The 26,356-nt window shown below is 72.1% G+C and carries 14 protein-coding genes; all 14 read right to left on the bottom strand.

Going from position 1 to position 26,356, the window contains the following annotated elements; translation table 11 throughout:
• Positions 1 to 59: 59 nt before the first annotated feature.
• The gene (locus CVS47_RS02160) at positions 60 to 350 is read right to left on the bottom strand and encodes a hypothetical protein (protein ID WP_127094614.1); all 291 of its coding nucleotides are present in this window, start codon (positions 348 to 350) and stop codon (positions 60 to 62) included.
• A gap of 9 nt (positions 351 to 359) precedes the next feature.
• The gene (locus CVS47_RS02155; protein WP_241240245.1) at positions 360 to 1,436 is read right to left on the bottom strand and encodes a class C sortase; all 1,077 of its coding nucleotides are present in this window, start codon (positions 1,434 to 1,436) and stop codon (positions 360 to 362) included.
• A gap of 9 nt (positions 1,437 to 1,445) precedes the next feature.
• On the bottom strand, positions 1,446 to 2,951 hold the full coding sequence (locus tag CVS47_RS02150; RefSeq protein ID WP_127094613.1) for a SpaH/EbpB family LPXTG-anchored major pilin: 1,506 nt from the start codon (positions 2,949 to 2,951) through the stop codon (positions 1,446 to 1,448).
• Between the two features lie 113 nt (positions 2,952 to 3,064).
• Complete coding sequence (locus CVS47_RS02145) at positions 3,065 to 7,441, bottom strand: beta strand repeat-containing protein (protein ID WP_127094612.1); 4,377 nt, start codon at positions 7,439 to 7,441, stop codon at positions 3,065 to 3,067.
• Positions 7,442 to 7,687: 246 nt separating this feature from the next.
• Positions 7,688 to 8,881 carry an elongation factor Tu gene (gene tuf, locus CVS47_RS02140; RefSeq protein ID WP_127094611.1) on the bottom strand — a complete coding sequence of 398 codons (1,194 nt, stop codon included), beginning with the start codon at positions 8,879 to 8,881 and terminating at the stop codon, positions 7,688 to 7,690.
• Positions 8,882 to 9,038: 157 nt separating this feature from the next.
• On the bottom strand, positions 9,039 to 11,153 hold the full coding sequence (fusA, locus tag CVS47_RS02135) for an elongation factor G (RefSeq protein ID WP_127094610.1): 2,115 nt from the start codon (positions 11,151 to 11,153) through the stop codon (positions 9,039 to 9,041).
• A gap of 86 nt (positions 11,154 to 11,239) precedes the next feature.
• Positions 11,240 to 11,710, bottom strand: a complete 471-nt coding sequence (gene rpsG / locus CVS47_RS02130; protein ID WP_127094609.1) for a 30S ribosomal protein S7 — start codon at positions 11,708 to 11,710, stop codon at positions 11,240 to 11,242.
• Positions 11,711 to 11,715: 5 nt separating this feature from the next.
• Positions 11,716 to 12,084 (bottom strand): 30S ribosomal protein S12, encoded by a 369-nt coding sequence (gene rpsL / locus CVS47_RS02125; protein ID WP_017201609.1) that lies wholly within the window; start codon positions 12,082 to 12,084, stop codon positions 11,716 to 11,718.
• A gap of 781 nt (positions 12,085 to 12,865) precedes the next feature.
• The gene (locus CVS47_RS02120; RefSeq protein ID WP_127094608.1) at positions 12,866 to 14,407 is read right to left on the bottom strand and encodes a DUF5684 domain-containing protein; all 1,542 of its coding nucleotides are present in this window, start codon (positions 14,405 to 14,407) and stop codon (positions 12,866 to 12,868) included.
• A complete protein-coding gene (locus tag CVS47_RS02115) occupies positions 14,404 to 16,887 on the bottom strand; it encodes a transglutaminase domain-containing protein (protein WP_127094607.1) in 2,484 nt (827 codons plus the stop codon). Before CVS47_RS02115 ends, CVS47_RS02120 begins: the two co-directional genes overlap by 4 nt.
• Positions 16,884 to 18,242: a DUF58 domain-containing protein gene (locus tag CVS47_RS02110; RefSeq protein ID WP_127094606.1), complete on the bottom strand. Its 1,359-nt coding sequence runs from the start codon at positions 18,240 to 18,242 to the stop codon at positions 16,884 to 16,886. Before CVS47_RS02110 ends, CVS47_RS02115 begins: the two co-directional genes overlap by 4 nt.
• Complete coding sequence (locus CVS47_RS02105) at positions 18,239 to 19,204, bottom strand: AAA family ATPase (RefSeq protein ID WP_127094605.1); 966 nt, start codon at positions 19,202 to 19,204, stop codon at positions 18,239 to 18,241. The genes CVS47_RS02110 and CVS47_RS02105 overlap by 4 nt, the downstream gene beginning before the upstream one ends.
• A gap of 53 nt (positions 19,205 to 19,257) precedes the next feature.
• Positions 19,258 to 25,182 carry an Ig-like domain-containing protein gene (locus tag CVS47_RS02100; RefSeq protein ID WP_127094604.1) on the bottom strand — a complete coding sequence of 1,975 codons (5,925 nt, stop codon included), beginning with the start codon at positions 25,180 to 25,182 and terminating at the stop codon, positions 19,258 to 19,260.
• On the bottom strand, positions 25,182 to 26,309 hold the full coding sequence (locus tag CVS47_RS02095; protein ID WP_127094603.1) for a serine/threonine-protein kinase: 1,128 nt from the start codon (positions 26,307 to 26,309) through the stop codon (positions 25,182 to 25,184). Before CVS47_RS02095 ends, CVS47_RS02100 begins: the two co-directional genes overlap by 1 nt.
• Between the last annotated feature and the right edge of the window lie 47 nt (positions 26,310 to 26,356).

Raw genomic sequence — 26,356 nt, 5'->3', positions numbered from 1 at the left:
GATCCTACCGACGGGGGTGCTGGGGGAACGCCGAGCGGCGGCGGGCGGGATCGGGCGGTTCAGAGGGTCGTGATGACGAAGGCGACGACGAAGCCGAGCAGCGCGAACGCGGCGATCATCGTCCCCGCGACCGCAGCCGCCGACGGCCGGGGCCGGCTGAGGAACACGCCGACGGCGCCCGCCACGACCCCGAGGAGCGCGAGCGCTCCCCCGATGGCGACCGCCGCATCCGCGAAGGAGGGCGCCTCTCCGTCGAGGACGAACAGCGCCCCTGCGGCGAGCGGCACCGCGGTCGCCGCCAGCGCGAGCAGGATGGCCAGGATGCCGAGGACGCGTGCGGCGGGGGTCACCAGGTCACACTATCCCGGGGGCTGAGGGGCATCCGTCCGCGGGCCGTCCGGCTCGGAGTCGGGCCGCGTGCGGCCTGCGTCATCCGGGGCGGGCGCGCCGCCATCCGTCCGCGACGCGGCCGGAACGGAGACCGTCGCTCTGCGGATCGCCCGCGGCGGGCGGCCCGACAGCCAGATGTAGACGGTCACGACCGCCAGCACGCCCGCGATCCACACGATCCACCAGGGGAAGGAGGGGATCTCCGGGCGCTCGCCGGCCTCCGCGAGCTCCTTCGCGGGCGTCGGGATGACGCGCTCCCCCGTCACGAGGATGCGGTGGCTGTTGACGCCGAGCGGCGTGCAGGTCACCAGCGTCACGAGGTCCTCGCCCGTCACCGGCTGCAGGGACTCCGTGTCGGCGGGGTCGACGACCCGGGTGTCGGTGACCGCGTAGACGAGCACTTCTCCGAACACCTCGATGGTGAAGGTGTCGCCGACCTGCACGCGGTCGAGGTGGGTGAAGAGCTCCGCCGTGGCCAGACCGCGATGGGCCGTCAGCACCGAGTGGGTGGACGCCCCGCCCACCGGCAGCGCGGTGCCCTCGAGGTGGCCGACGCCGTGCTCCAGCACCGCCGTGCTGGTGCCGTGGGAGATCGGGAGGTCGACCTCGATGGCGGGGATCTTGAGCCGGGCCATGAGTCCGTCGGCGTCGGCGCGGAGGAGGTCGTCGTAGCCGCCGCCCTGGTCGGGCCTGTCGGCGATGGGGAGGCGTTCGTTGGCGGCGATGTCCGCGCCGCCGCCGACGAGCGAGCGGTTGTAGGCCTGCGCCTCCCGCACACGCTCGTGGAGCGTGTCGGCGCCGAGGTCCTTGACGTCGTCGGTGTACTGGTCGATCCGCTGGGACTGCTCGTACTGGCTGAACCACGCGGCCACCGAGGGGAACATGAGCAGAGCGCTGCCCAGCACGCACAGCAGGGCGATGACGCAGGCCGCGATCGGCACCCGCCAGCGCCGGGCGCGTCGTCTCGCCCGCCGACCCATCGGCGCGCTGCGGCCCGGAGACGACGAAGACGGAGCGCCGGCCCGGCGCTCCGTCTCCGCTGTCATCTCTTCAGGTTAGGCGTCGGCGTGGGCGATCGCCGCGCGACGGCGGGCCACGACGACGGCTGCGCCGACCGCGACCAGCAGCAGCGCGCCGCCGCCGAGTCCGAACCAGAGAGCCCCGTCACCACCGGTGAGCGGCAGCAGGAAGTTCGCTGCGGACACCTGGGTGTGGTTGAACTCCACGTAGTTCTGGATCGGCGGAACCGTCGACGACGGTCCTGCGACCACCACGGTCTGCACCGGGTTGGTCTGCGGGATGTTGAAGCCCGTCGGCGGGGTGACCTCACGCACGTAGTAGTTGCCCGGCGTGATGATCGGAATGGCCACCAGGCCGTTGGGGCCCGTCGTCCAGTCGGTGATGCCGTTGATCGACACCGGGTTCTGCTGGTTGTTCGCGTCGTTCTGGTTCAGGTACACCTGGTACACCGCGCCGGCGAGCGGCGTCCGCGCGCCTCCGTTGGTGCTCTCGTACGCCAGGACGGTGAGCTGGCCGATCGGCGTGGTGCCGGTCACCGTCTCGGTGAGGCCGTTGATCGTCGCGGTCGCCGAGTTGGTGATCAGACCGTTCGGCGGGATCGAGACGGCCCGCGTCAGCACGTTGAACGACACGAGGCCGCCCTGCAATGCGGTGAGACGCGTGAGACCGGAGGACGTGAACGTGAGGGTCGACGCGGAGCCGGTCGTGGTGATCGTGTAGTCGGCCGGCGCTGCGAACGACTGCGCCACACCGGCCGCATTGGCCACCGTCACCGTGGTCGGCGCGACACCCGTGGGCGGCGTCGCGACGAAGGCGAGATCGGTCGGGATCGTGTCGGCGAGCGAGAACGACGTGATCGAGTCACCCGCGGCGAGCGTGGGGATGCTGGACGCGATCGACCACCGGATGAGGTCGGGGTTGCGCGCCTCGGCCGAGTTCGCCGGTGCGGGCACCCGTGTCTTCGTCAGTTCGGTGACGGCGTTCTTCGGGTAGACGTGCACGTCGTAGATCCACTGGTTGGCCGGGGCTCCCACGGGGCCGGTCGGCAGCGGGAGTGAGACCAGGAAGGGCGCGGTCGGGTTGGTGGCGGCCGTGGGCAGCACGGTCTCCTGCACGTAGAACAGGCCGAGCGGCATGCCGGTCGGGAAGGTCGCCGTGCCGTTGGCGGCAGACGGCGTCGACGTGTAGGGCGTGCCCGTGAGCCGCGTCGAGGCGGCCTGCGGGGTGAGGCTGTTCGCGACCGTCCAGCCGCCCGGGGTGGTGAGGTCGACACCGGCGACCAGAGTGGCGGTGAAGACGGCGCCGGCGAGGGGCGTGCCCAGGTTGACCGTGCTCGGCAGCTCCTGTCCGGTGCCGGCGATGGCGCCGTTTCCGGGGCCGAGCGCGTACTTGTGCACCGTCAGGCTGCGGGCCTGATCGGGGTCGATGTTTCCGGGCAGTGTGACCGCGGTGGCGGGCACGGCGGCGGCGAAGACACCGACGAAGGCGAGCGTGAGCACGCCGACGACGGCACTCGCGCGCCTGATGAATGAGGTGGACATGAGGGATGCTCCCGTTCGTGAAGAGGTGTTCGTGTGTGTGGTGGGGATGGGGGTTCGGTCGAGGGTCGGAGGGCCTCCTCGGCCGGGCGGGCCGTGGAGGGAGGGAAGGGGGATCACGCTGTGCTCCTTCTGGTGCGTCGCCCGTGGAGCACGGCGAGGATGAGGGCGAGGGCGAGGACCCCGCCGCCCGCGAAGAGGAAGCCGTCGGCTCCGAGTCCGCCGGTGAGGGGGAGAACGGTCGGCTGCACGCGGGTGTTGACGAAGCGGTAGACCGCGGTCTGCCCTGCGGCGGGGGCGGTGATGGTCGCCGACGAGACGTCGACCCATCCGGCGCCCACCTGGCGCTGCAGCTGCTGGGCGTACGCGAGCCGGCTCCCGACCGCGGCGGGCGCCTCGGTCAGGGTGTACGACTGGCCCGGCCGGACGTCGATGAGAGCCGCCGACTGATTCGCGGCGGGGTCGGTCCCCGGTCGGGAGGCCGTGGGCAGCGTGCCGCCGGCGAACGCGCCGGGGGTGGCGGTGACCGTCCAGGTGGACGCCTGGAAGCCCGGCCGCGGATCGACGACCGACACCAGCAGCGTGATGCGCGCTGTGGCGTTGGCCACCGTGCACGTGACCTGCGAACCCTGCGCGAGCGTGACGTCGCCGGCGCCGCTGACGGTGACGGGACTCCCCGTCGAGGTGAGGCACTGCCAGGGGCCGTTCTGCACGTAGAGCGTGGTGCCGCCCGACTCGGACAGCCGGTACGGGACACCCGGCGTCACGGTGACCGACGTCGTCGCCGCCGTTCCGCTCAGTCCGGTCGGTCCGGGCAGCGCGCCTGCCGGGGCTCCGGCGGTGAGGGTCCAGTCCGTCGGCAGCGCCGAACCGAAGTCGACCCGCTTCACCAGGGTCAGCGTCGCCGCTGCGCGGTTCACGATCGTGCAGGCCACGGTGGCGGCCGAGGCGATGTTGGTGAGACTCGCGCTGATGACCGAGCCCACCGTGCTGAAGGTCGTCGGGACGGTGGCGCCGTTGACGGTGCACGCGCCGCTGACGAAGACGAAACCGGTCTGCTGCACCTCGGAGACCACGAGCGTCGCCCGCGACGCCAGCGTGCCGAACAGCGCCGTCCAGGTCGCCGTGCCCGAGGCGTTCGTGACCTGCTGCGACGACTCGCCCGGCAGGACGCTCACCGTTCCCGCAGTGGCGCTGCCGGTCACCCCCAGCGTCCAGCCGGCGGCCGGCTGGGGCGTTCCCGTCGCCGGGTCGAGCACCTGTTTGGTGACGGTGATGGTGGATGCCGGACGCGGAGAGTTGAAGTAGGTGCAGACGACGTTCACGCTCAGCCGATTGGGCATGGTGACCGCGCCGGTCACGGCCGCTCCCGTGCTCAGCCGCACCCCGTCCGCCCAGCACTCGTAGACCGAGGTGTACGCGGTCAGTGCGGACGTGGAGCCCGCCGCCATCGTCTCGCCGAACGTGAGCGTCGTGCCGATGGGCACCGGAACGGGACCGATCTGCGCGGCCTGCCGGCCGGTCGCCGATCCGGAGGTGGTCGCCGTCGCGACCACCGTCGTGTCGTTGTTGAGTGTCAGGGAGAACTGGTCGGCCGCCGCCGCCCGGCCGACGACGTTCTTGAGGACGGTGGCGGTCGCGGGCGAGCTGCAGCCCGCGAGATCCGTCGAGTCCACCGTCGCGCGGGGGGTGCCCGCGACCCTCGTCCACGTCGTGGCGTCGAACTCGTAGACGCTGGTGCTGCTGGAGAGGTAGACCGTGCCGCGCGGTGAGAAGGCGATGCCGTTCACGTTGCCGTAGGCCGGGGTCGCGTCGAGGTTGCCGAGCGTCTTCGTCGTCGAGGTGTTGACGGCGAGCGTGGTGCCGTTGGCCGCGGCGAGGCTCTCGGCCGTGACCGTGAAGATCGCCGCGCTCGAGACGTTGTTGGTCGTCGAGGCGCCGACCACGTACAGGTTGCCGCGCGCGTCGAAGCCCATGTCGCCGTTGCCGTTCGGCGTCGCACCGGTCGGGAAGGAGCCCAGGAACGAATAGCGGAGATTCGTGGGGTTCGACTCGGTGAAGCTCCACACGTAGAACTGCGAGTTGACGAACTTGCCGAAGAGGTAGCGACCGGTCGAGGGCTCGACGGCTCCCGCGACGACGCTGCCCGCGATCGTGGCGCCGCCGGCGACCGTCGTGTAGCCCGTTCCGGTGAGCGTCTGGAAGCCCCCGGACGGAGTCCACTTGAGGATCGAGGTGACGCCGGTGCCGTCGGTCGTGCGATCCATCGCGTAGGCCGACGTTCCGCCCGAGCCGACGCCGAGGGCGTTGGCCGACGTCACGGATCCCCAGGTGCCGACGGATGCGGTGGCCCCGGTGACGGCGTCGCCCTGCACGAGCCCGCCGGCCGGTGACACCGAGTAGTAGTGGTTGACGTCGCATGCCAGGCGCGTGGCCTGCGGGGTGTTCGTGAAGGTGCAGACGACCTCGGCGCCCTGGTCCGACGGCATGGTGAGGCTGCCCGCCGGCGAGTTGCCCCCGGCCACGACGGTCGTGCCGCGCAGGCACTCGTAGGTCGCCCCGTAGCCGAGACCCGCCCCGGAGGTGATCGTCTCGTGGATCGTGTACACCCCGTTGGGCTGGACGACCACGGGCCCGGCCTGCGCTGTCTGGAGGCCGTTCGCGGTGCCGCTCGTCGTGGCCGTGCCGAGCACCGTGGTGCCGCTGCGCACCGAGAGGGTGAACTGGTCGGTGGTCGCCGTGCGCGTCGTGATGTTCTTGCGGATCGTGAGGGTGCTCGGGGGCACGACGGTCACGCTGGTGGCCGCCGAGGCGATGAGGCCCGTGCCGGTGACGGTTCCGCTGGTGTACGTGCCGGGGGCGGCGGCGAGGACGTTGACGGTGATCGTGCAGCTCGTGGCTCCGGCCGCGAGATCGCCGCCCACCGCGGTGATCGAGGAGCTGCCGGATGCCGCGGTCACCGCGAAGGCGGTGCCGGTCACGTTGACGCAGGTTCCGCCGACCGATGGGGTGGGCGCGACCACGAGGCCGGCCGGCAGGGACGCGGAGAAGCCCCAGTCCGGCTTCGCGAGAAGGTCGCTGCGGTTGGTGATCGTGTAGGTCAGCGTGGTCGGCACGGTCGCGGTGGCCGGGGACGGGCTGAAGGCCGCATCCAGCGCCGGGGTGACGTCGAGCACCCGGAGGTTGTCGAGGGCGAAGGCGTTGCCGGAGGCCGACGTGCCGGAGTTCGTCACCCGCACCTGGGCGGCCGCGATCTGCGCCGGGGTCATGAGGACGGGAGCGATGCCGGTGTAGGTCGCCGCGCGGGTGGAGGCCGTGAGTGCCGGGTCGAGGATGCCGCCGGGAGCCGTCAGCGCGGGGGTGCTGGCGTAATAGCCGCCATCCGCGCAGGGGACGATCGCGGCGGGGAACGGCGAGAACGTGGTGGCGCCCGACACGAGGGAGGGCACGAGGTTCGCGTTGTTCGTGCCGCACTCGTCGCCGACGGCGTCCAGGCGCATCGTGTAATACCTGCTCGACGGAGCGGACACGGTGATGCCGGCGGCCGACTGCAGCACCGTGCTGCCGCCCGCGATGGTGGCGGAGGGCGCATTGGTCAGCGCATGGTTGCCGCGCGTCGTGTTCGTGGATCCCACGGCCGGAGCACCAGATGTGCCCGGAGCAACTCCCGCCGCCACCTGGCCCAGGACATCCGCCATCCGTCGCGTCTCGCGCGGTCCGCTCGTGTTGTTTCCGCCGACCCCGCCGATGATCGTCACGTACGGACAGAATGCGCTGTTCGCCACCGGTGCGGAGTAGTTGACCAGCACGCCCGTGCAGTTCGCTCCGGATGCCCATCCGGTTGACCATGTGTAGCGACTGCCCGCGTACCCGGCGAGTCCGCTCGGGGTGGTCGTGTTCAACCCCTGCTCGAAGGTCTCGGTCCACACCTCGACGGGGTCATCGGGCACGCCGGCCGCGAGGATGCCGATGTCGGCGAGCAGACGGGCCCCCACACGCGGCGGAGCACGCGGCTCGGACGGGTCGGGCGCCGTCGCGTCGGGCGCCTCCGAAGTGCCGTCCCCTGCCTCCGAGGCATCGTCCGCCGGCGCGTCGCCCTCCAGCGGGTCGGCGGCCACCGGCTCGTCGGCGGCATCGTCTGCGACGGGCGGGTCGACCGCGTCGTCACCCGGCGCAGGCGTCGTCGCTGTGGGAGCGGGCTCCGGGCCGGTCACCGGGTCGGCGGCGCTCGGCGTCGGTGCGGGTGCAGGAGCGGGCTCGGGCGTGGGGGTCGGGGTCGCGGTCGGCGCCGGTGTCTCGGCGGCCGCCGCGCTCGGAGAGGGTGACGGCGCGTTCGTGGCGTCCGCGATGGCGGCCGACGGGAGGAGGGTCGTCACGGCCAGCACCGCTGCCAGGGCGACGGCGAGGGTGCGCGGAACGCGCCCCGCACGGCGTGGACGCCGAGCACGGCGTGCCGCCGCGTCGCGACCATCCGCGACGTGTCGCCTGCTCATCCCCCTGCCCATCTCCCCAGATGGTTCGTTGTAACTCCTGCCTCATTCCTATGCGATTGCTGAAAGCGATGACCGACGCGAGGCGCGGAGTAGCCCGGAGGCGTCGCAATTGTGCATACCGGTCTCACGAGCCTGCGGAGGGGTGCGCACGTCGGTGCCGCCGGACGCGGCCGCAGCGCCGCAGCCACCGACGACAGAACGCCCCCCGGCCGGAGCCGGGGGGCGTTCTGGAAGCAGTCGTGAGACTTACTTGAGGATCTTCGTGACCGTGCCGGCGCCGACGGTGCGGCCACCCTCACGGATCGCGTAGCCGAGGCCCTCTTCCATGGCGATGGGCTGGATCAGCTCGACCGTCATGTCGGTGGTGTCACCGGGCATGACCATCTCGGTGCCCTCGGGAAGCGTGATGACTCCCGTGACGTCCGTGGTGCGGAAGTAGAACTGCGGGCGGTAGTTCGTGAAGAACGGGTTGTGGCGACCGCCCTCCTCCTTGGACAGGATGTACGCCGTGCCCTCGAAGTTGGTGTGCGGGGTGACCGAACCGGGCTTCACGACGACCTGGCCGCGCTCGACGTCGTCACGCTTGGTGCCGCGCAGGAGCAGACCACAGTTCTCGCCGGCCCATGCCTCGTCGAGCTGCTTGTGGAACATCTCGATACCGGTGACGATCGTCTTCTGCGTGGGACGCAGACCCACGATCTCGACCTCGGAGTTGATGCCCAGGGTGCCGCGCTCGGCGCGACCCGTGACGACGGTCCCACGACCGGTGATCGTGAAGACGTCCTCGACGGGCATGAGGAACGGCTTGTCCTTGTCGCGGATGGGGTCGGGCACCGAAGCGTCGACGGCCTCCATCAGCTCGAGGATCTTGTCGACCCACTCGGCGTCGCCCTCGAGGGCCTTGAGGCCGGAGACGCGGACGACGGGCGCGTTGTCGCCGTCGAAGTCCTGCGACGACAGCAGCTCGCGGACCTCGAGCTCGACGAGCTCCAGGATCTCCTCGTCGTCGACCATGTCGGACTTGTTCAGCGCGACCAGCAGGTAGGGCACGCCGACCTGCTTGGCGAGCAGCACGTGCTCACGCGTCTGAGCCATCGGGCCGTCGGTCGCGGCGACCACGAGGATCGCGCCGTCCATCTGAGCAGCACCGGTGATCATGTTCTTGATGTAGTCGGCGTGACCCGGGGCGTCGACGTGCGCGTAGTGGCGCTTCGGCGTCTCGTACTCCACGTGGGAGATGTTGATCGTGATGCCGCGCTGACGCTCCTCGGGAGCGGAGTCGATGGACGCGAAGTCGCGCTGCACGTTGGTGGCCGACGGGTACTTGTCGGCGAGCACCTTCGAGATCGCTGCGGTGAGCGTGGTCTTGCCGTGGTCGACGTGACCGATCGTTCCGATGTTCACGTGCGGCTTGGTCCGCTCGAATTTGGCCTTGGCCACTGGGTCCTCCTAGGACATTCGTGTAGATGCTCCGGGCGCTGGATTGCGACCGGGTGTCTACGGGGATGGGTTCCACGTTAGTGGAGAGAGGTCGTGCGAGTCTGTGAAGTTATGAGGGCTGGATGCCGGCGGCCGGGGCCGCCGGCATCCAGAGGGCTTATTCGCCCTTGGTCTTCTGGACGATCTCGTCCATGACGTTGCGGGGCACCTCGGCGTAGCTGTCGAACTCCATGGAGTAGACGGCGCGGCCGGAGGTCTTGGAGCGCAGATCGCCGATGTAGCCGAACATCTCGGACAGCGGCACGAGCGCCCGCACGACCTTGACGCCCTGGGCATCCTCCATCGACTGGATCTGCCCGCGACGGGAGTTCAGGTCGCCGATGACGTCGCCCATGTACTCCTCGGGGGTGCGCACCTCGACGGACATGAGCGGCTCGAGGATCACGGGATCGGCACGGCGGAGGGCCTCCTTGAAGCCCATCGAGCCGGCGATCTTGAACGCCATCTCCGAGGAGTCGACGTCGTGCGAGGCGCCGTCGAGCAGGATCGCCTTGACACCCACGATGGGGTAGCCCGCCAGCACGCCGACGTTCATGGCGTCCTGGAAGCCCTGATCGGTCGGGCTGATGTACTCGCGCGGGATGCGGCCACCGGTGACCTTGTTCTCGAACTCGTACGTCTTGTCGGCCGTGACCTCGAGAGGCTCGATGGTGAACTGGATCTTGGCGAACTGGCCCGATCCACCCGTCTGCTTCTTGTGGGTGTAGTCGTGCTTCTCGACCGACTTGCGGATGGTCTCGCGGTAGGCCACCTGGGGCTTCCCGACGTTGGCCTCGACCTTGAACTCCCGCTTCATGCGGTCGACCAGGATGTCGAGGTGCAGCTCGCCCATGCCCTTGATGACGGTCTGACCGGTGTCGGAGTTCTGCTCGACGCGGAACGTCGGGTCCTCCTCCGCGAGCTTCTGGATCGCGAGACCCAGCTTCTCCTGGTCGGCCTTGGTCTTGGGCTCGATGGCCACCTCGATGACCGGCTCGGGGAACGTCATCGACTCGAGGACGACCTGGTGCGCGCTGTCGGACAGCGTGTCACCGGTGGTGGTGTCCTTGAGGCCGATCACGGCGTAGATGTGACCCGCGGTGACCGAGGGCACCGGGTTCTCCTTGTTGGCGTACATCTGGAAGATCTTCCCGATGCGCTCCTTCTTGGACTTCGTCGAGTTGACGATCTGCGCGCCCGAGTCGAGGTGACCCGAGTAGACGCGGATGTAGGTCAGACGACCGAAGAAGGGGTGCGTCACGATCTTGAACGCGAGCGCGGTGAAGGGCTCGTCGCGATCGGCGTGGCGCTCGATGACGATCTCTTCGTTCTTCGGGTCGTGCGCCTCGATGGCGGGCACGTCCAGCGGGGACGGCAGGTAGTCCACGACCGCGTCGAGCATCGGCTGCACGCCGCGGTTCTTGAACGCCGAGCCGCAGAGCACGGGGTAGATCTCCGAGTTGACCGTCAGCTTGCGGATCGCGGCCTTGATCTCGGGGACGGTGAGGGGCTCGCCGCCGAAGTGCTTCTCGAGGAGCTCCTCGTCGGTCTCGGCGACGGTCTCGAGCAGCTGCTCGCGGTACTTCGCCACGACATCGGCCATGTCGGCCGGGATCTCCTGGATGTCGTACTTGGCGCCCATGGTGACATCACCCTTGGCGTCTCCGGCCCAGACCAGCGCGCGCATCTCGACGAGGTCGACGACGCCGACGAAGTCGTTCTCGGCGCCGATGGGCAGCTGGATGACGAGGGGCTTCGCCTTGAGCTTGTTGATGATGGTGTCGACGGTGAAGTAGAAGTCGGCGCCCAGCTTGTCCATCTTGTTGACGAAGCAGATGCGGGGGACGTTGTACTTGTCGGCCTGACGCCACACGGTCTCGGACTGGGGCTCGACGCCCTCCTTGCCGTCGAAGACGGCGACCGCGCCGTCGAGGACGCGCAGCGAGCGCTCGACCTCGACCGTGAAGTCCACGTGACCCGGGGTGTCGATGATGTTGATCTGGTTGTTGTCCCAGAAGCACGTCACAGCAGCGGACGTGATGGTGATGCCACGCTCCTGCTCCTGCTCCATCCAGTCGGTCGTAGAGGCGCCGTCGTGCGTCTCGCCGATCTTGTGGTTGGTTCCCGTGTAGTACAGGATGCGCTCGGTCGTCGTCGTCTTGCCGGCATCGATGTGCGCCATGATGCCGATGTTGCGGACCTTGTTGAGGTCGGTGAGCACGTCTTGTGCCACGGGGTGTCTTCCTTACGTGTGGTGAGGGATGTCGCGGTGGCGCCGGCCGGGGACTCGTGGCCCCCGGCCGGCAGCCGGAGCGCTGGTTACCAGCGGTAGTGCGCGAAGGCGCGGTTCGACTCGGCCATCTTGTGGGTGTCCTCGCGGCGCTTGACCGCGGCTCCCAGGCCGTTCGAGGCGTCGAGGATCTCGTTCTGGAGACGCTCGATCATGGTCTTCTCGCGGCGGGCCTTCGCGTAGCTCACGAGCCAGCGCAGGGCCAGCGTGTTCGCACGGTGGGGCTTGACCTCGATCGGCACCTGGTAGGTCGAGCCGCCGACGCGGCGGCTCTTGACCTCGAGGGTCGGGCGCACGTTGTCGAGCGCCTTCTTCAGGGTGGCGACGGCGTCCTGGCTGTTCTTGGCCTCCACGCCGCGCAGGGCGGTGTAGACGATCGACTCGGCGATCGACTTCTTGCCGTCGACGAGGATCTTGTTCACCAGCTGGCTGACGATCGGAGCACCGTAGACGGGGTCGTTGACGACCGGGCGCTTGGTGACGGGACCTTTACGAGGCATCTGACTCAGCCCTTCTTCGCGCCGTAGCGGCTGCGAGCCTGCTTACGGTTCTTGACGGCCTGGGTGTCCAGGGCGCCGCGGACGATCTTGTAGCGGACACCGGGGAGGTCCTTGACGCGACCACCGCGGACGAGCACGAGCGAGTGCTCCTGCAGGTTGTGGCCCTCGCCGGGGATGTAGGCGGTGACCTCGGTGCCGTTGCGGAGCTTCACACGGGCGACCTTGCGCATCGCGGAGTTCGGCTTCTTGGGCGTGGTCGTGTAGACGCGGGTGCAGACCCCGGCCTGCTGCGGGTTCGACTTGAGCGCGGGAGCCTTGGTCTTGGTGACCTTCGGCGAGCGACCCTTCCGAACCAACTGCTGAATGGTTGGCACGTTCTCTCCTTTTTGTGCTGCACGGTGACAGCGTTCGTGTTCTCCCGGCCCGCATCGCGGATCATCGATCCGTGCCGCGGAGCCTCACGTTGATCCACCGCACGACGGATGATGGTCGCGTGAGTGGTGGATATGCCGTGGGGGTTGACCTGTTCGCAGGTCGGTTCCCTGAGATGGTGCGACGGCGGCTCCGCATCGCACCGAGGCACGTCGCAGGGCGCGCGTGAGCGCACACCTCTCCATGATACGCGAGATCCGGAGGGGCGGCAAACAGTGCGGCATCCGGCACGGCCGCGTCAGCGCGGAAGCAGGAGGACCAGCAGCAGCGTGACGCCGATGACGACCGGGGATGCCGCGGCCACCAGCACGAGCGCCAGTCTCCGTGCGTTTCGGCCCCTCGCGGAGACGGGTGCCGGACGAGGACGTGTGCGGCGGCGGAGGGTCGGCGTGGCGGCCGCGGCTCGGCCGCCTCGAGGATCCGGCGGAGGCGGGGACGGCGACGGCGACGGCGACGGCCGGGGGGCGTACACCCGCTGAGGGACCCCCGCGCCCTCGCCCCTGTCGGCATCTCCCGCGGCCGGCGCGGGCTCTGCCGCGAGGGACACCGTCGGGACGGGTGCCGAGGGCGGGGCGGCAGGGTCTGCGGCCCCGCGCTCCGATCGGCGCCGTGACTCCCGCCGCGCGATGACGGTCGAACCGTCGATCTCCCCCGACGCCGAGATCCGGTCGCCCCGGACCGTCGCGTCGTCGGCGTCTGCGTCGGTGTCCACGTCGTGGACGGTCACGCGCCGGTGCGGCGGAGACGCACCTCCGCGTCGCCGAGGTGGAAGCGCTCGCCGACCGGCAGCGGCACACCCGACGCGGCCTCCTGCTCCGTGCCGTCCTCCGTCGTCAGCAGCACGCCGTTCGTCGATGCCAGGTCGGTGATGACCCACCCGTCCCCCGTGAGCTCGAGGCGCGCGTGGGTCTTGGACACGGTGCGGGTCTCGTCGACGAGCGGGAGGAGCTGGGCCGACGGATACACGTCGTCCGCCGAGGGACGTCGGCCGAGGATGACCACGTCGCTGCTGATCGCGACCGGTGCGCCGCCGGGCGGGACGAGCTCCCACTCGGCGCGGCGACGGTGGACGATCACCGTCTGATCGAGGTCCTCGTCCTCGTCCTCGACCGCGGCCGCCGGCTCCGGTGCCGCCGGGACCGGTTCGATCACGGGCTCCGGCGCGACCGACACCGACGCGCCCGCCGGACGCGGCTCACCCGCGCGCGGCGCGGACGCGATCGCGGACACCTCGTCGGTCGTGTCCGGGAAGACGTCGGGCTGGGGCGAGCGCCGGGGCGCCCACGGCTCCGCCTCGGGCTCCGCTCCGCGGGCGGGCACGCGCGTGACGAGCGGCGCCGGGGGTATCGGCGGGGCCGAGCTGCGCGCCCCGGGGACGACGTCGATGGGGGCGGCCGCAGCATCCTCGTCGTCCCATCCCTTGCGCTGCGCGCGTGCCGCCGAGACGGCGGACTGCGGGGGGACGACGCCGGGCGCGATCGCCGAGACCTCGAGGTCTTCCGGGTGCTCTCCCCGTCGGCGCGGGCCGGGCGCGGCGCCGTCGTCGTCGTTCGCGGGCGGACCCCACGGGCTCGGGTCGGACGCGGCGAAGGGAGCCGTCGCGGGCACCCCGACGGGCGGCGTGTACCCGGAGCGGGGGGAGGCGGGAGGGGCGTAGCCGGGCGCGACGCGAGTCGGCGACCCGGGCACGTACCCTGCCGCGGAGCCGTGCCCCGGGAGGGCGGGCGGCCCGTAGCCGGGCACGACCGGCGGCGCATAGCCGCGGGCGGCGGGCGGGGCAGGAGGGCGGGGCGGGGTCGCGAGGGAGGCGATGCGGCCGGAGGGTGCGGCGGCGGCGCGCTCCGCGCCCGGACCGGTGCGGTGCGGCGCGGGGGCGGTGTGGTCCGAGCCCACCCAGCGTGCGGACCCGAAGCCGACGACGCTCGCCCAGACGGGCAGGAGCAGCGCGGCGAGCACCGTCATGCCGACGCCGAAGCCGAACGCCTGGTTGATGCGATGCAGCGCCATCACGAGGATGACGTACAGGACGACCTGACCGAGCACGGGAAGCAGGACGAGGAGCACGAACCAGCCGGAGAACCCGCCGAGGGTGAGGAGCACCGCAGTGTTCAGGAACGGCACCCACGCCTTCCAGCTCTCCTCGCCCGACTTGCGGAACACCGCGGACAGCGCGAGGGCAGTCCAGATGTAGAGGGCCAGGGAGAGCACGACCGTGGTCAGGCCCAGGGTGAGGCCGACCGAGTCGCCCGCAGCCGATGCGTTCATGTCGATGGGCGCGCACGTGCCGACGTGCTGCGCCTCCCCCTCTCCATCACGGGCGGAACCGTACGCGGCGGCGCCGGTGCCAGGAACCTCAGGAACGATCTCAACGATACGGCCGCTCGCAGGCGGCGCCCCGCGCCTCGTCCGCCGACCAGCGACCGCCGGTCCGCGTCGACGAGTCGCCAGTATTCCACGGCCTCGTCGGCGGAGGGCGCGCGGTCGGAGAACACGGCCCGGTCAGCCTCCGCGGCGAGCGCGCCGGCTGCGGGAGTGCCGAGCATCGCGGCGGCCTCCTCGCGGGTCAGCTCCGCGGGCACGGCGCGTCCGGCGTCCGCCGCGGCGTCGAGGTACTCCTCCCACCCCTCCGCGATGCGCCGGGCAGGTCCGGGGATGCGACGGCGCGATCGCCGGCGCATGCTCTTCGCCGCGGCGATCAGCGCGAGGGGGCCGCACAGCACGAGCATCACGAGCAGCACGATCGACGCGGCGCGCAGTGCGGTCCAGAGCCAGGCGAGGTCCGCCCCCGGATCGGTGCGCGGGTCGTCGCGCGCATCGTCGTCCTGGACGGGGGGCGGAGGGACCACGTCGGTCACGCCGTCGGGGCGCACCTCCGTCGGGATCTCCGGGTCGCGCAGCTCGGTCTGCTCGAGACTCGGCGCCACGGCGTACTGCGGGGTGACGTCCACGGGGATCCACTCGCCGGACGAGGATCGCACCTCGGTCCAGGCGGACAGGTCCTGCGCCCGGCACTCGCCGCCGTCGCACGTGCTGACGCCGGGGTCGCCGGACTCCAGCCGCGCCCCCAGCACCACCCGCGAGGGGAAGCCGAGCTCGCGCGCGATGAGGGCCGTGGCGACGGCGAACTGCTCGTCGTCGCCGACGGCGGCGACGTAGTTGCCGGTGCTGGCCGCGCGCGGGTCGCTCTCGCGCGCGAGGAGCTTCGCGAAGAGCTCGTCGATGCGGGCGAGGGAGTGGCCGGCCGCGCTGGGCTGGAAGACGTACCCCGGGAGCGGGTCGCGCGGAGCCGTCAGCGCGTGGCTGAGGAATCCCCGCTCGCGCAGCAGCGTCACGAGCCCGGCGAGCGCCGCACCGTCCGCGCCGGTCGCGTGCTCCTCGACCCATGCCCGCAGACTCTCGGGCGCGAGCACGCCGTCGCCGACGCCCGGCGGGGTCGCATCCGCGAGCGCCTGCGCCGGCCGTTCCACGGCGGTGAGGTCGTAGGTGTCGCCCTGTGCGAGACCTCCGCCCGCGGTCTGCACCCCGGCCTCCGCGTCGTCGTCGTAGTAGAAGCGGTCGGCCAGCGCGACCGCGCGGTCGCCGCCGAACCGTACACCGGCCAGACGGCCCGCGGTCGGCATCCAGATCCCGGTGAGCGCGCCGATCGACACGGTCGCGTCGACGGGCGCCCCCTCCCCCGCGTCGCGCACCGACGGCACGCGCACGAAGCGGCTCGCGTCGTCGTCGCCGCTGCGGAACACCTCGCCGTCGTAGGCGTCGAGGGTGGCCAGCCGGACACGGTCGGGAAGGGAGCCGTCGGACGTCACCGTGAAGAGGACCTGGTCGGCGCGGTCGTCGGCGAACAGGCTCCGGTACGTGCTGAGGGGGCTGACGGCCCGCGAGATGTCGACCTCCGGGCCGGCGGCGGCGCGCAGGACGTCGCGCTCCCTGGACTGGGCGGCCGCCGGGACGACGGCCACGGCGACCAGCACCGCGACGGCGATCATGCCCGCGCCGAGGAGCGCGCGACGCCGATCGGTGCGCGAGGCGCCGCGGGTGAGATGCACGCCGGAGGATGCCGCGGCACGCTCGAGCGCGAACAGCCGCTCCCTGCGCGTGCGGTGCGCCGCCCACAGGAGGGTCGCCACGAGTGCGCCGACGCCCACCCCGGTCTCGACGGGGGCAGGCAGGACGACGGGGCCGACGACGAGGGCGGCGCTCGTGCTCGTGCGCCCGAAGAAGAGGCCGAACGACACCATCGCGACGGTGACCGCCGTCGCGGCGTAGGCGAGACGGCCCGGCCGCCACGCCAGCAGGAGCGCGGCGCAGACGCCCCCGAGGAAGACGATCAGCGCGGGCACCAGCAGATTGCGGTACGTCCCGACCGGCAGGTCGACGGTGACGAGGTCCTTCCACCCGAGGACGGCGCCGCTCGCGGTCTCGACGAGACCCGCGAGGAGGTCGGCCGGACCGCCGAGCCGCGACGGCACGGCGAGCGGCACACCCAGCACCAGCACGGAGCCGGCCAGCACGGCCCCGACGACGCCGGCCGACCATCCGCGCCGGTGCGCGAGCGCGGCGACGCCTCCAGCCAGGACCGCGGACACGGCGACGAGGAGCGCGAAGGACGCCGACCGGTAGATGGGCCACGCCGCCACGGCCGCGAGCACCGTCATCGCGGCGACGTAGACGGCCCCACCGACGTTCACCGCGAGCGCGTCGCGTCGCTGGCGGCGCGGACGGCCGCGCATCGCTCCCGCGCTCATCCGGTGGCCCCCCGATGCAGGAGGCCGGCGAGGTCCTCGACGGTTCCGACGGTGAGCACCGGGATGCCGCCGAGCGTGCGCAACCGCGGGTGGGCCCGCTCGTCGCAGAGCACACCGACCACGACGGTGTCGGCCGAGAAGGCCAGGGCGGCCTGGCGCAGACGGTTCGCGTCGACGGTCGAGCCGACCACCACGACCGCGACGGACAGCCGGTCGCTGCCCTCCGCGACGAGAGCGCACACCTCCTCGGCGCGCATCGTGTTCTCGAGGACGTCCACGCCGCTGAAGGAGTCGAGAAGCACGCGGGGGGATGCCGCGGGCAGGTGCCGGATGGCCCGCAGCCGTCCCTTCACCACGCGCGGGATCTCGGCCCCCACCACGACGTCGATCTCGCGGGCGTCCTGGATCGCACGCAGCCCCAGCGACGCCGCGCAGCCCACCGCCAGCTCGAACTCGTCGTCGTCGGCGAACTCCTCGCCGGCGACGCCCAGCACGACGGCCATCCGGGAGCGGCGCGACTCCTCGTACTGCCGCACCATCAGCCGGCCCGTCTTCGCGGTCGACTTCCAGTGGATCTGGCGCTGGGAGTCTCCGTTGGCGTACTCGCGGATCGCGTGGAAGGACATGTCGGCGTCCACCAGTCGTCGCGTGGGGCTGCCGTCCAAATCGCGCAGCAGGCCGGCGCTCGTGGAGGGCAGTGCCACCGTCCGCGGGTGCACGAACAGCCGGTACTCGTCGTCGAAGGCGTGCTCGCGGCGCAGGAGCCCGAGGGGGTCGCTGCGCACGGTGGTGGCCGGTCCGACCACGATCACGCCGCGCCGCTGCGGGGGGAGCTCGAGCGTCTCCTCCACGACGTGGCCGGGGCGCAGCAGCGGCACGCCGAACTCGACGAGGCCGTCGCCCACCGCGATGTCGATGCGACCGGGCAGGGCGATGCGTGTGCCGTCGTTGGATACGGTGATGCCGGCCGTCACGCCGGTCCCGGCGATGATCCGCAGGTGCGGGAGCCGGAGGTCGACGCGGTACGACCGCACGCCGAAGAGGAACGGGATCGCCATCGCCAGCAGCAGCAGCGCGGTCGCGCCGGCCGCCATCCACTCCACCCAGCCGAAGAGGACGCCGCACACGAGGCCCGCGGAGGCGACCACCGCGAGGATGACCCCCGGGGGCCGGACCGTCCGCGCGATCCAGCGGGCCGCGGCATCCGATCCCTCCGCCAGCGCCCGGCGCGCGTGGGCCGCGCGCACGGCGGCGTCGACCAGCCCCCCGCCCCGCTGGGTCGAGGTCACATCGGTGAGGGTGCGTCCGTCCGTGACGGCGGAGGTGCGGGTGAGGCGGGTGTCGTTCCGGCTCATACGGTCTCGCGCTGACTCGGCGGCGGGACGTCCAGGAGCACCTGCCCGATGACGGCCTCCGCGGTGACGCCGTCGAACTCCGCCTCGGGGTGCAGGATCAGGCGGTGCGAGAGCACGGCCACGGCGAGCGCCTTGACGTCGTCGGGAGTGGCGAACGTGCGGCCCAGGGAGGCCGCGCGGGTGCGGCTGGCGGCGGTGAGGGCGAGGGCGCCGCGGATGCTGACGCCGAGTCGCACCTCGTCGGCCGAACGGGTTCCGTCGACGAGTCGTGCGACGTAGTCCAGGACGAGGGCGTCCACGTAGACGTCGGAGGCGAGATCGGCCATGCCGGCCAGCGCCTGCGGTGCGATGATCGGCGCCAGGTCGGCGGTCGGGGTCGCGGCACCGCCGAGGATCCGCACGGTCGCGGCGTGGTCGGGATAGCCGAGCGAGGTGCGCATGAGGAAGCGGTCGAGCTGCGCCTCGGGCAGGCGATAGGTGCCGGCCTGCTCGACCGGGTTCTGGGTCGCGAGCACCAGGAACGGCGTGCCCACCGGCCGGGTGATGCCGTCCACGGTGACATGCCCCTCCTCCATGACCTCCAGGAGGGCCGACTGGGTCTTCGGGCTCGCGCGGTTGATCTCGTCGGCGAGCACGATGTTGGCGAAGACGGGTCCGGAGTGGAACTCGAACTCCCCCGTCTTCTGGTCATAGACGGTGATGCCGGTGATGTCGCCCGGCAGGAGATCGGGGGTGAACTGGATGCGCGTGTTGGTGCCCTGCACGGACTGGGCGAGTGCCCGCGCCAGCGACGTCTTGCCGGTCCCGGGGACGTCTTCGAGGAGGACGTGACCGCCGCTGACCATCGCCGTCAGAACGAGCTCGACGATGTGGCGCTTGCCCAGCACCGCACGCTCGACGTTGTCGGCGATCTGCGCGAAGGTCTGCGAGAACCAGGTGGCCTGTTCGGTGGTGATGGTCATGCGCGGGATCCTCGGGATGTCGGGTCGGAAAGCGGGAAGGGCGACGGCGCCGCTCAGGGCACCGGCGGGAGATTCGGCCGGCAGTCGGCCGAGAAGGTCGCCGTCGCAGCATCCAGGTTCCACCGCTGCTTCGACCAGTCGACCGTGACCGAGATGCCCTCGATCGTCGATGTGCCGACCGGGACGATGCCCGCGATCGTCTCGGGCACGACCGTGCCGTCGGCGGCGCGGTAGATCACGCTGCGGGTGTCGAACGCGATGTCGGCGGTGGACCCGTCCGGGGCCTTCGAGGCATCGCGGGTGAACACGGGCGCCGATCCCCCGACGCAGGACTCCACGCCCCAGCTCGCACGCACCTGGTAGGGCGCGGACCCGGACGCAGGCGCCACGGCCTCCGCCTCGCTGACGGTGCCCCAGTCGCGGTGGCGGTACTGCACGGTGAAGCCGGGATCGCGGCCGAACACGGTGGAGGGGAAGCCGCTGATGACCGCGTCGTTGTTGCGCGGCGGCTGCTCCGGTGACGACGGGCTCTCGCGGACGTACCAGCGGGCGCTGCCGGCATCGACGTCCGGGGTGCCGTCGACGGTGAAGGTCCACCCGCGCGGGGCCGCCGTGCTCTGCACTGCTCGGACGGTGGCCGACGTGGATGCCGTGCCGAACACGCGCCCGCCGAGTCGCGAGTCGGCGCACATCACGAAGCGGTACTCCTCGCCGTCCGGGAGGCCCGAGAACGTCGCGCTCTGGCCGCCGGGTGAGGTCGTGCACGACTGCCCGTCGCGCACGATGCCGAACCGCAGGTCGGAGCCGTCGCCGTTCGCGGTCGCCGTCGCCGTGGCCGTGACGGTCGACGTGCCGTCGCCGTCCGTGGCCGCCGACAGCGCCAGCGCGGGCGCGAGCGGCGCTCCGACGCCGCTTCCGACCACCGTCACCGAGGCGCCGAACGGGCTGCCGCCGAGGCCCGGCGGCGGCTCGTAGCGGGAGTACGGGGTCAGGGTGATCTGCGTGCCCGTGTTGGCGCCGACGCGGAAGGAGGGGATCTGCACGCTCGCCTGCCCCGGGGCGACGTCGACCCGCACGGTGTCGCCGACGGGGCTGGAGATCTCCAGCGACCCGGTGTCGGGATCGACCTGCGCGATGTCGATCGACACGACGCCGCCGTCGCCGCGCGTCACGACCGGAGCGGTGGTGATGCCCGCCGGGCCGGCCGGCACGTCGTAGGCCCAGCCGGTCGCACGCACGGACGTCGCCGAGGTGCCCACGGCGTTGACGGCGAAGGCCTCGTACACGCGCGGCTCGCTGTTGGGGGCAGCCACGAGGGGGCACACGCCGTCGGGGGTGCAGGAGGCGACCTCGGCACCCTGGTAGCGGAGCGAGAAGCCGGTCAGCGCGGGGTACGCCGCACTCGCCTCCCCCGGATCGACCTGCATCGTGACGCCGCCGTCGGCGAACGCCGTCTGCGTGAGGGCGGCGGGAGCGCGCGGGAAGCCCTGCAGGTCGAGCAGCAGCTGCCCGTCCCGCTCGGAGTTCGTGGCGCGCCCCTGGGCGTCGCGCACGGAGAACGTCGCGGGACACGTCATGCCCGCCGTGTCCGCGGTCCACGTCGCACGGACCTCGGTCGCGGAGGCGACCTCGAAGGTCACGCCGTCGCACGCGCCGGCCGCGCGCACGTCGGTGACCTCGAGGGGCGTGCCCGGCAGCGGGTTGAGCTCGCCGGGGACTCCCACCACGGGGACCACGCACGAGGTGCCCGCCGCCTCCGAGCACTGGGCGGTGGTGGACCCGCCGGCCGGGAGCGTCGAGGGCGACGACCCGACCCGCAGGAGGAGCCGAGCAGACGCGACGGCGGGGTGGCTCGGCGCCGTGACGATCACGGCCTCCTCCGCGCCCGGGACGGCGCGGTCGGTGCCGGTGACGGTGAGCACCGACCCCTCGAGCGCGACGGTGAACTGCGTGCCCGCATACTCCGCGGCGTACCGGATGCTCTCCCCGTCCTCGCGCAGCTGCCATCGGGTCATCTCGCGCAGGTCGTAGGTCGTCGTCTCGCCCGGACCGACCGTGAGGGATGCCGGACGGAGCTCCGGCTGCGGGTCCAGCGGCACCACGGTGATGGGCACGGACACGAACGTGAACTCGTCCTGGCCGTCCAGCCGCACGGGCACCTGGCAGGCGTCGACCCACGGCGACTGCGACCCGGCGTCGTATCGGACAGACGTGCCGCCGTCCGGGACGCAGGTCGCCTCGGAGCGTGCGCCCGACGCCCGCACCTCGGCCCCCACCTCGAGCGTGCGACCGCGCGGGACGGCTACGAGCGCGGTCATGTCGAAGGCCACCGACTCGGTCTCGGTGACGCGGATGCCGGGAAGGCCCGCCCGCAGCGTCAGTGCGCCGTCGTCATCGCCCGGCACGCGCACGAAGGCGTAGGTGGTCACCGGTCCGTCGCGGCCCTCCCCGGTGACGGAGATCGGGATGACGCGGCTGTCGGCCGGCAGGGGCCCGCTGACCCGGCGACCCGACACGGCGACATCGCCCTGGTCGCCCCACAGCCCCACGGTGAGGACCGCCGTGTCACCGCCGGACCACGCGACACGGCCCGTGAGCACGTCGACGCCGTCGACGAAGCCGTCACGGTCCTCGAGCGTGAGCACGGTGTCGGCGACGACCGGATAGTCGGGCACGCTCTCGCGGACGACGCGGACCACGATCAGTCCGCGGCCCGTGTTGCCGGAGGCCGACTCGACGTCGTAGAGGAACGACATCGTCGTCGGCTCCGTGCCCGCGTCGAAAGTGACGGCGGTGGAGCTCTCGCTGCGGATGCGCGCCGCCTGCGCGGCGTACAGGGGGCTCTCGGAGCCGTCCTCGAGCGTCTGCGGCAGGTCGGGTCGCACGCCCGTGACCTTCAGCCGGCCACCGGTGGGATCGAGGTCGTTCGCGAGGGGGCTCACACGGATCGAGTTGCCCTCCCCCGCCTGCACCTGCACGTAGTCGCTGAACGTGACGGGGCTCGGGTCGGACTCGGCGTCCAGCACGCCGACGCGGGCCGTCGCGTCGCCGGTCCTGCCGAACGCGTCGACGACGCGATAGCGGAAGGCGAACTGGCCGGAGCGTCCGGCGACGCTGGTGTAGACGATCGACTCCCCGTCCGCCGAGATCGTCGCCGCCCCCACGTCGGGCTGGCTCACGATGCGGTCGAGCCGCACGGCGTCGCCGTCGGGGTCCACCCCGAAGGGGTCGAAGGCGATCTCCGCGGACTGCCCGGCCCGCACCCGGCCCTCGAGCGTCTCCGGCAGCGGCGCCCGGTTGACCTCATCGGCCAGCACCGTGACGCGCACCCGCGCGCGGTCCGTGAGCGCGGGCGACCCCGGCGTCGAGACGGCGTACTCCACGCTGTAGAGACCGGGCTCCGTGGCAGCGAGGTAGCGCAGCGCATCGCCCGACGCGAAGGCCAGCGCCGCCGTGGACGACGAGACGACCGAGCCGGGATCGAGCTGCGGTCGTCCGCCCGCCGGCGCGACGTCGTTGTCGAGCACCGGGATGTCGACCTGGGCTCCCGCGCGCACCACCACGCTGTCGTCCACCGCGATGGGGGCGAGCGCCGGCGCCGGGGGCAGGAGGTAGACGCTTGCGGTGCCCTCGACGCTCGCGCCGTCGTCGTCGGTGCCGTCGCTCACCGTGTAGGTCACCGTGCCCAGCCGCCCCGGTGCGCCGCTCGCCGTGGAGCCGGACACGCGGAGGTCGTTCTGTCCGACGACGTCTACCGCCATCGTCGCGCCGTCGTCGGCGCGGGCGACCGCATCGCTGAGCAGGAGCACGCGCCGAGTGGGGTTGGAGACCGCGGCGAACACGTCGAGCGTGGCATCCTCCTGCGGGCGGACGAAGGCGACCACCGGCGCGGTCGACAGCTCCGCGGACGCGTCGGACGGCAACAGGGTGATCCTCGCGGTGCCGCTCGCCTCCCTCGACCCGTCGGTCACGCTGAAGCCGACCTGGAACGTGCCGGGGTCGCGGGACGAGAAGTCGAAGGTGGTGCTGCCGCCCACGACCGTCGCGGTCGCGGCGGAGTCGTCCAGCATCCGCACAGAGGAGAGCGACAGCTGCCCGGCGGTGCCGGTGACGTGCGGCGCGACGTCGACGGTCAGACTGGCGCCGACCGTGTCGAGCACGGCGAAGGACTGCACCGCGATCTCGGGTTCGCCCGAGACGGCGACGACGAGCGTCTTCGTCGCCTGCTCGCCGGTCGTGTCGGAGACCGTCACGGTCAGCTCGATGTTCTGCGCCTCGGTGTCGCCGTCGTCCCGGTGCTGGTAGACCACCTGGCCGTCGGGGGTGGCGGCCACGCTGCCGACCCCCGACTCGTTCGCGACGGAGAGCAGGAACACCGGATCGCCCTCGGGATCGACCCACCCGGGGAGCACCGGCACCGTGACGGTGCCGTTGCGCGCCACCTGGGGCGCCGGCCACTGCGCGCGGCAGTCCTTCACCCCGCACCACTGCGGCGGTGAGCTCGCGTCGCTGCCTGCGACGGTCAGGGTCACGGTGGTGGGGTCGGACAGAAAGCCAGTCGAGGTCGTGCCGTCGGTCACGGTGTAGCGGAAGGTGGCCGCGCCCGAGGCTGTGGGCGACACCCGCACGGCCAGCCGCTGATCGTCGTCGGTGAGCGACACGGTGCCGAAGCCGGGGTCCAGCCCCGTCACGGACTCCGGGTCGATCGAGAGCACGTCCGCGTTCGGATCATGGTCGTTCAGCAGCACCGGAAGGGCGACGAGGGCGCCGGGGCGCACCCCGAAGGCGTCGGGCTCCGCGACCGGCGGCTTGGGGTCGACCACGACGCTCACCTCGTCCTGGCTGGGGACAGTGGCCTGCTCGGCCTCGTCGTCCAGGCTCCAGTTCTGGCTCGAGGACACGAGCCGGCCGTCGGGCACCGTCCACACCCAGCCCGATCGCGTCTCGTTGAGGATGACGGCGTCGCGCGTCTGCACGAACACCGGTCTCCGCTGTTCGCCGATCTCCCTGCCCGCGTAGTCCAGCGGCTCGGCCGTCCGGCCGGATCGCCACAGCGTCCCGGCGCCGGCCCCCTGCGGCAGCCATGCGGCGAACACGTCGCCGTCGCGCACGATGGGCTCGGCGGGGATGCCGGGCGACGCCACCTCGTGCTCCACCCGCGGCGCCGAGCCGTCGACCGGCACGGCCAGCAGCCGCGTCTCGTCGGCGAGGTAGATCTCGTCGCCGGTCGTGGCGGCCTTCCCCACGACCGCACCGGTCAGTCCGGTCTGCACCGCGTCGGCGACCCCGCGCAGCCGGACGGTACCGGATTCCGTGTCGACGACCGCCCAGTCCTCGCCCGCGGCGGTGACGGCGGGCACGGCGATGTCGGCGTCGAGCGGGTCGCTGCCGAGGACGGTCGAGGTGGCGACGTCGTAGCGGAGCACCGCCTTCTCTCGGCTCGAGTAGGCGAAGAGGATGCCGCGATCGTCGACCGCGATCGCATCCGCACTGTACTGCGGCGCATCGTCGGCCTGCTCCGGGAAGGCGGCGACCTTCACCGGGTCGCCGCGGGAGAGCCGCCCGGCGTAGACCTCCCCGGCGTCGGTGCGGTAGGCGACGAAGTCGCCGGCACCGGCCACCTCGGTGGTGCCGGGCGGGGTCTGCGGCGATGCGCTCAGCGCCTCTTCGGTGAGGTCGATCGGCAGCGCCGGGTCGATGCGGGTGATCCGGCTGCTGCTGTCGGACAGGAGGTACGAGTCGTCGCCGGCCGCCAGGATCTGCGAGGGACTGTCGGCCGTCCGCACGGTGTCGAGCTCGCCGATGGCGGTGTTGACGCGGGCATACCGCCGGCCCTCGCCGGTCTGCAGCGCCCACACCGAGGTGTCGACCTCGGGCGTCTCGCGGGCGTCGAGCCCCGGCCACACCACGCTCACGCCGATCACCAGCGCGGCGGCCACGCCCGCGGCGCTCCACCCCACGAGCGACCGCCTGCGCATCAGAGCACGCCCGTCACGACCAGCGCGACGACGACGGCACCGACCGCCACCACCGCGGCGAGCGCGACCCACACCCACGGCGACGGCCGCCGGACCGGCGGCCGGGGGGTCGCGATCGCGGTGTCCTCGTCGCGGCTCCGGATGCCCGCCGCCGCGGGGGCCTTCCGGCGGGTCTCCCTCTCGAGGCGCGATCGCGTCGGTCCGCGCAGCGTCCCGTCGGAGAAGTCGACCTCCCCCGACGCCGGCTCCCACTCGTCGGCGGGGATCTCCAGCGGCGTGGCGGCGAGCCCCAGCCCGTGCTGCACCTGCTGCAGGTCCTCGCCGAAGGCGCGCGCGGTGGCGTACCGCTCCTTCGGGTCACGGCTCATGGCACGCGCGAGCACCGCCTGCAGCCCCGCAGGCACGTCGGTGCGCGTGATGTCGGTGTAGCCCGCGCGCGCGATCCGCCGCCGGAGCTGCTCCCGGGTGTTCTGGCCGCCCTCCCGGCGCTCGAACGGGCTGTGGCCCGCCAGCAGCGAGTACACGGTCGCGGCGAGGCTCCACACCTCGCTCGCGACGGTGCCGGTGGTGTGCTCGGCGACGACCTCGGGGGCGCTCCAGGGGATCGACATCGCCAGCACCTCCTCGTCGATGCCGCGGGCGAGCGAGGAGGAGATGCCGAAGTCGGCGAGCACGGGGGCGCCGAAGGAGGTCATGAGGATGTTGCTGGGCTTCACGTCGCGGTGCACGAGGCCCGCCCGGTGCGCGGATTCCAGCGCCCCCGACATCCGCACGCCGATGGCGAGCACCTCCTCCACCGGGATGCGCTCGATCCGATACCGCTGCACGAGCGACCCGGGGCAGTACTCCATGACGATGTAGGGGCGACCGTCGGCCGAGACGCCGGCCTGGTAGACCGTGACGATGGACGGATGCGCCGAGAGGTGCGCGAGCACATCGGCCTCGGCGTTGAACATGCGCAGCAGATCGGGGTCGCGCACGTCGCTCGGGAGCACCTTCACCGCGACGCTGCGCCGCGGCATGTCCTGCTGATAGAGGAACACGTCGGCGAAGCCGCCCGAGCCGAGGGGCCGCACGTACGTCAGTCCGGGGAGGATCGGGGGCGCGGAGGGAAGGCGTGTGCTCACCCTCGCCACCCCCAGATGCCGGAACGCGCGCTGGTCGGGTTGCCGAT

This window comes from Microbacterium lemovicicum, assembly GCF_003991875.1.
GTDB lineage: Bacteria > Actinomycetota > Actinomycetes > Actinomycetales > Microbacteriaceae > Microbacterium > Microbacterium lemovicicum.
This window is presented reverse-complemented; position numbering and strand designations above follow the sequence as displayed.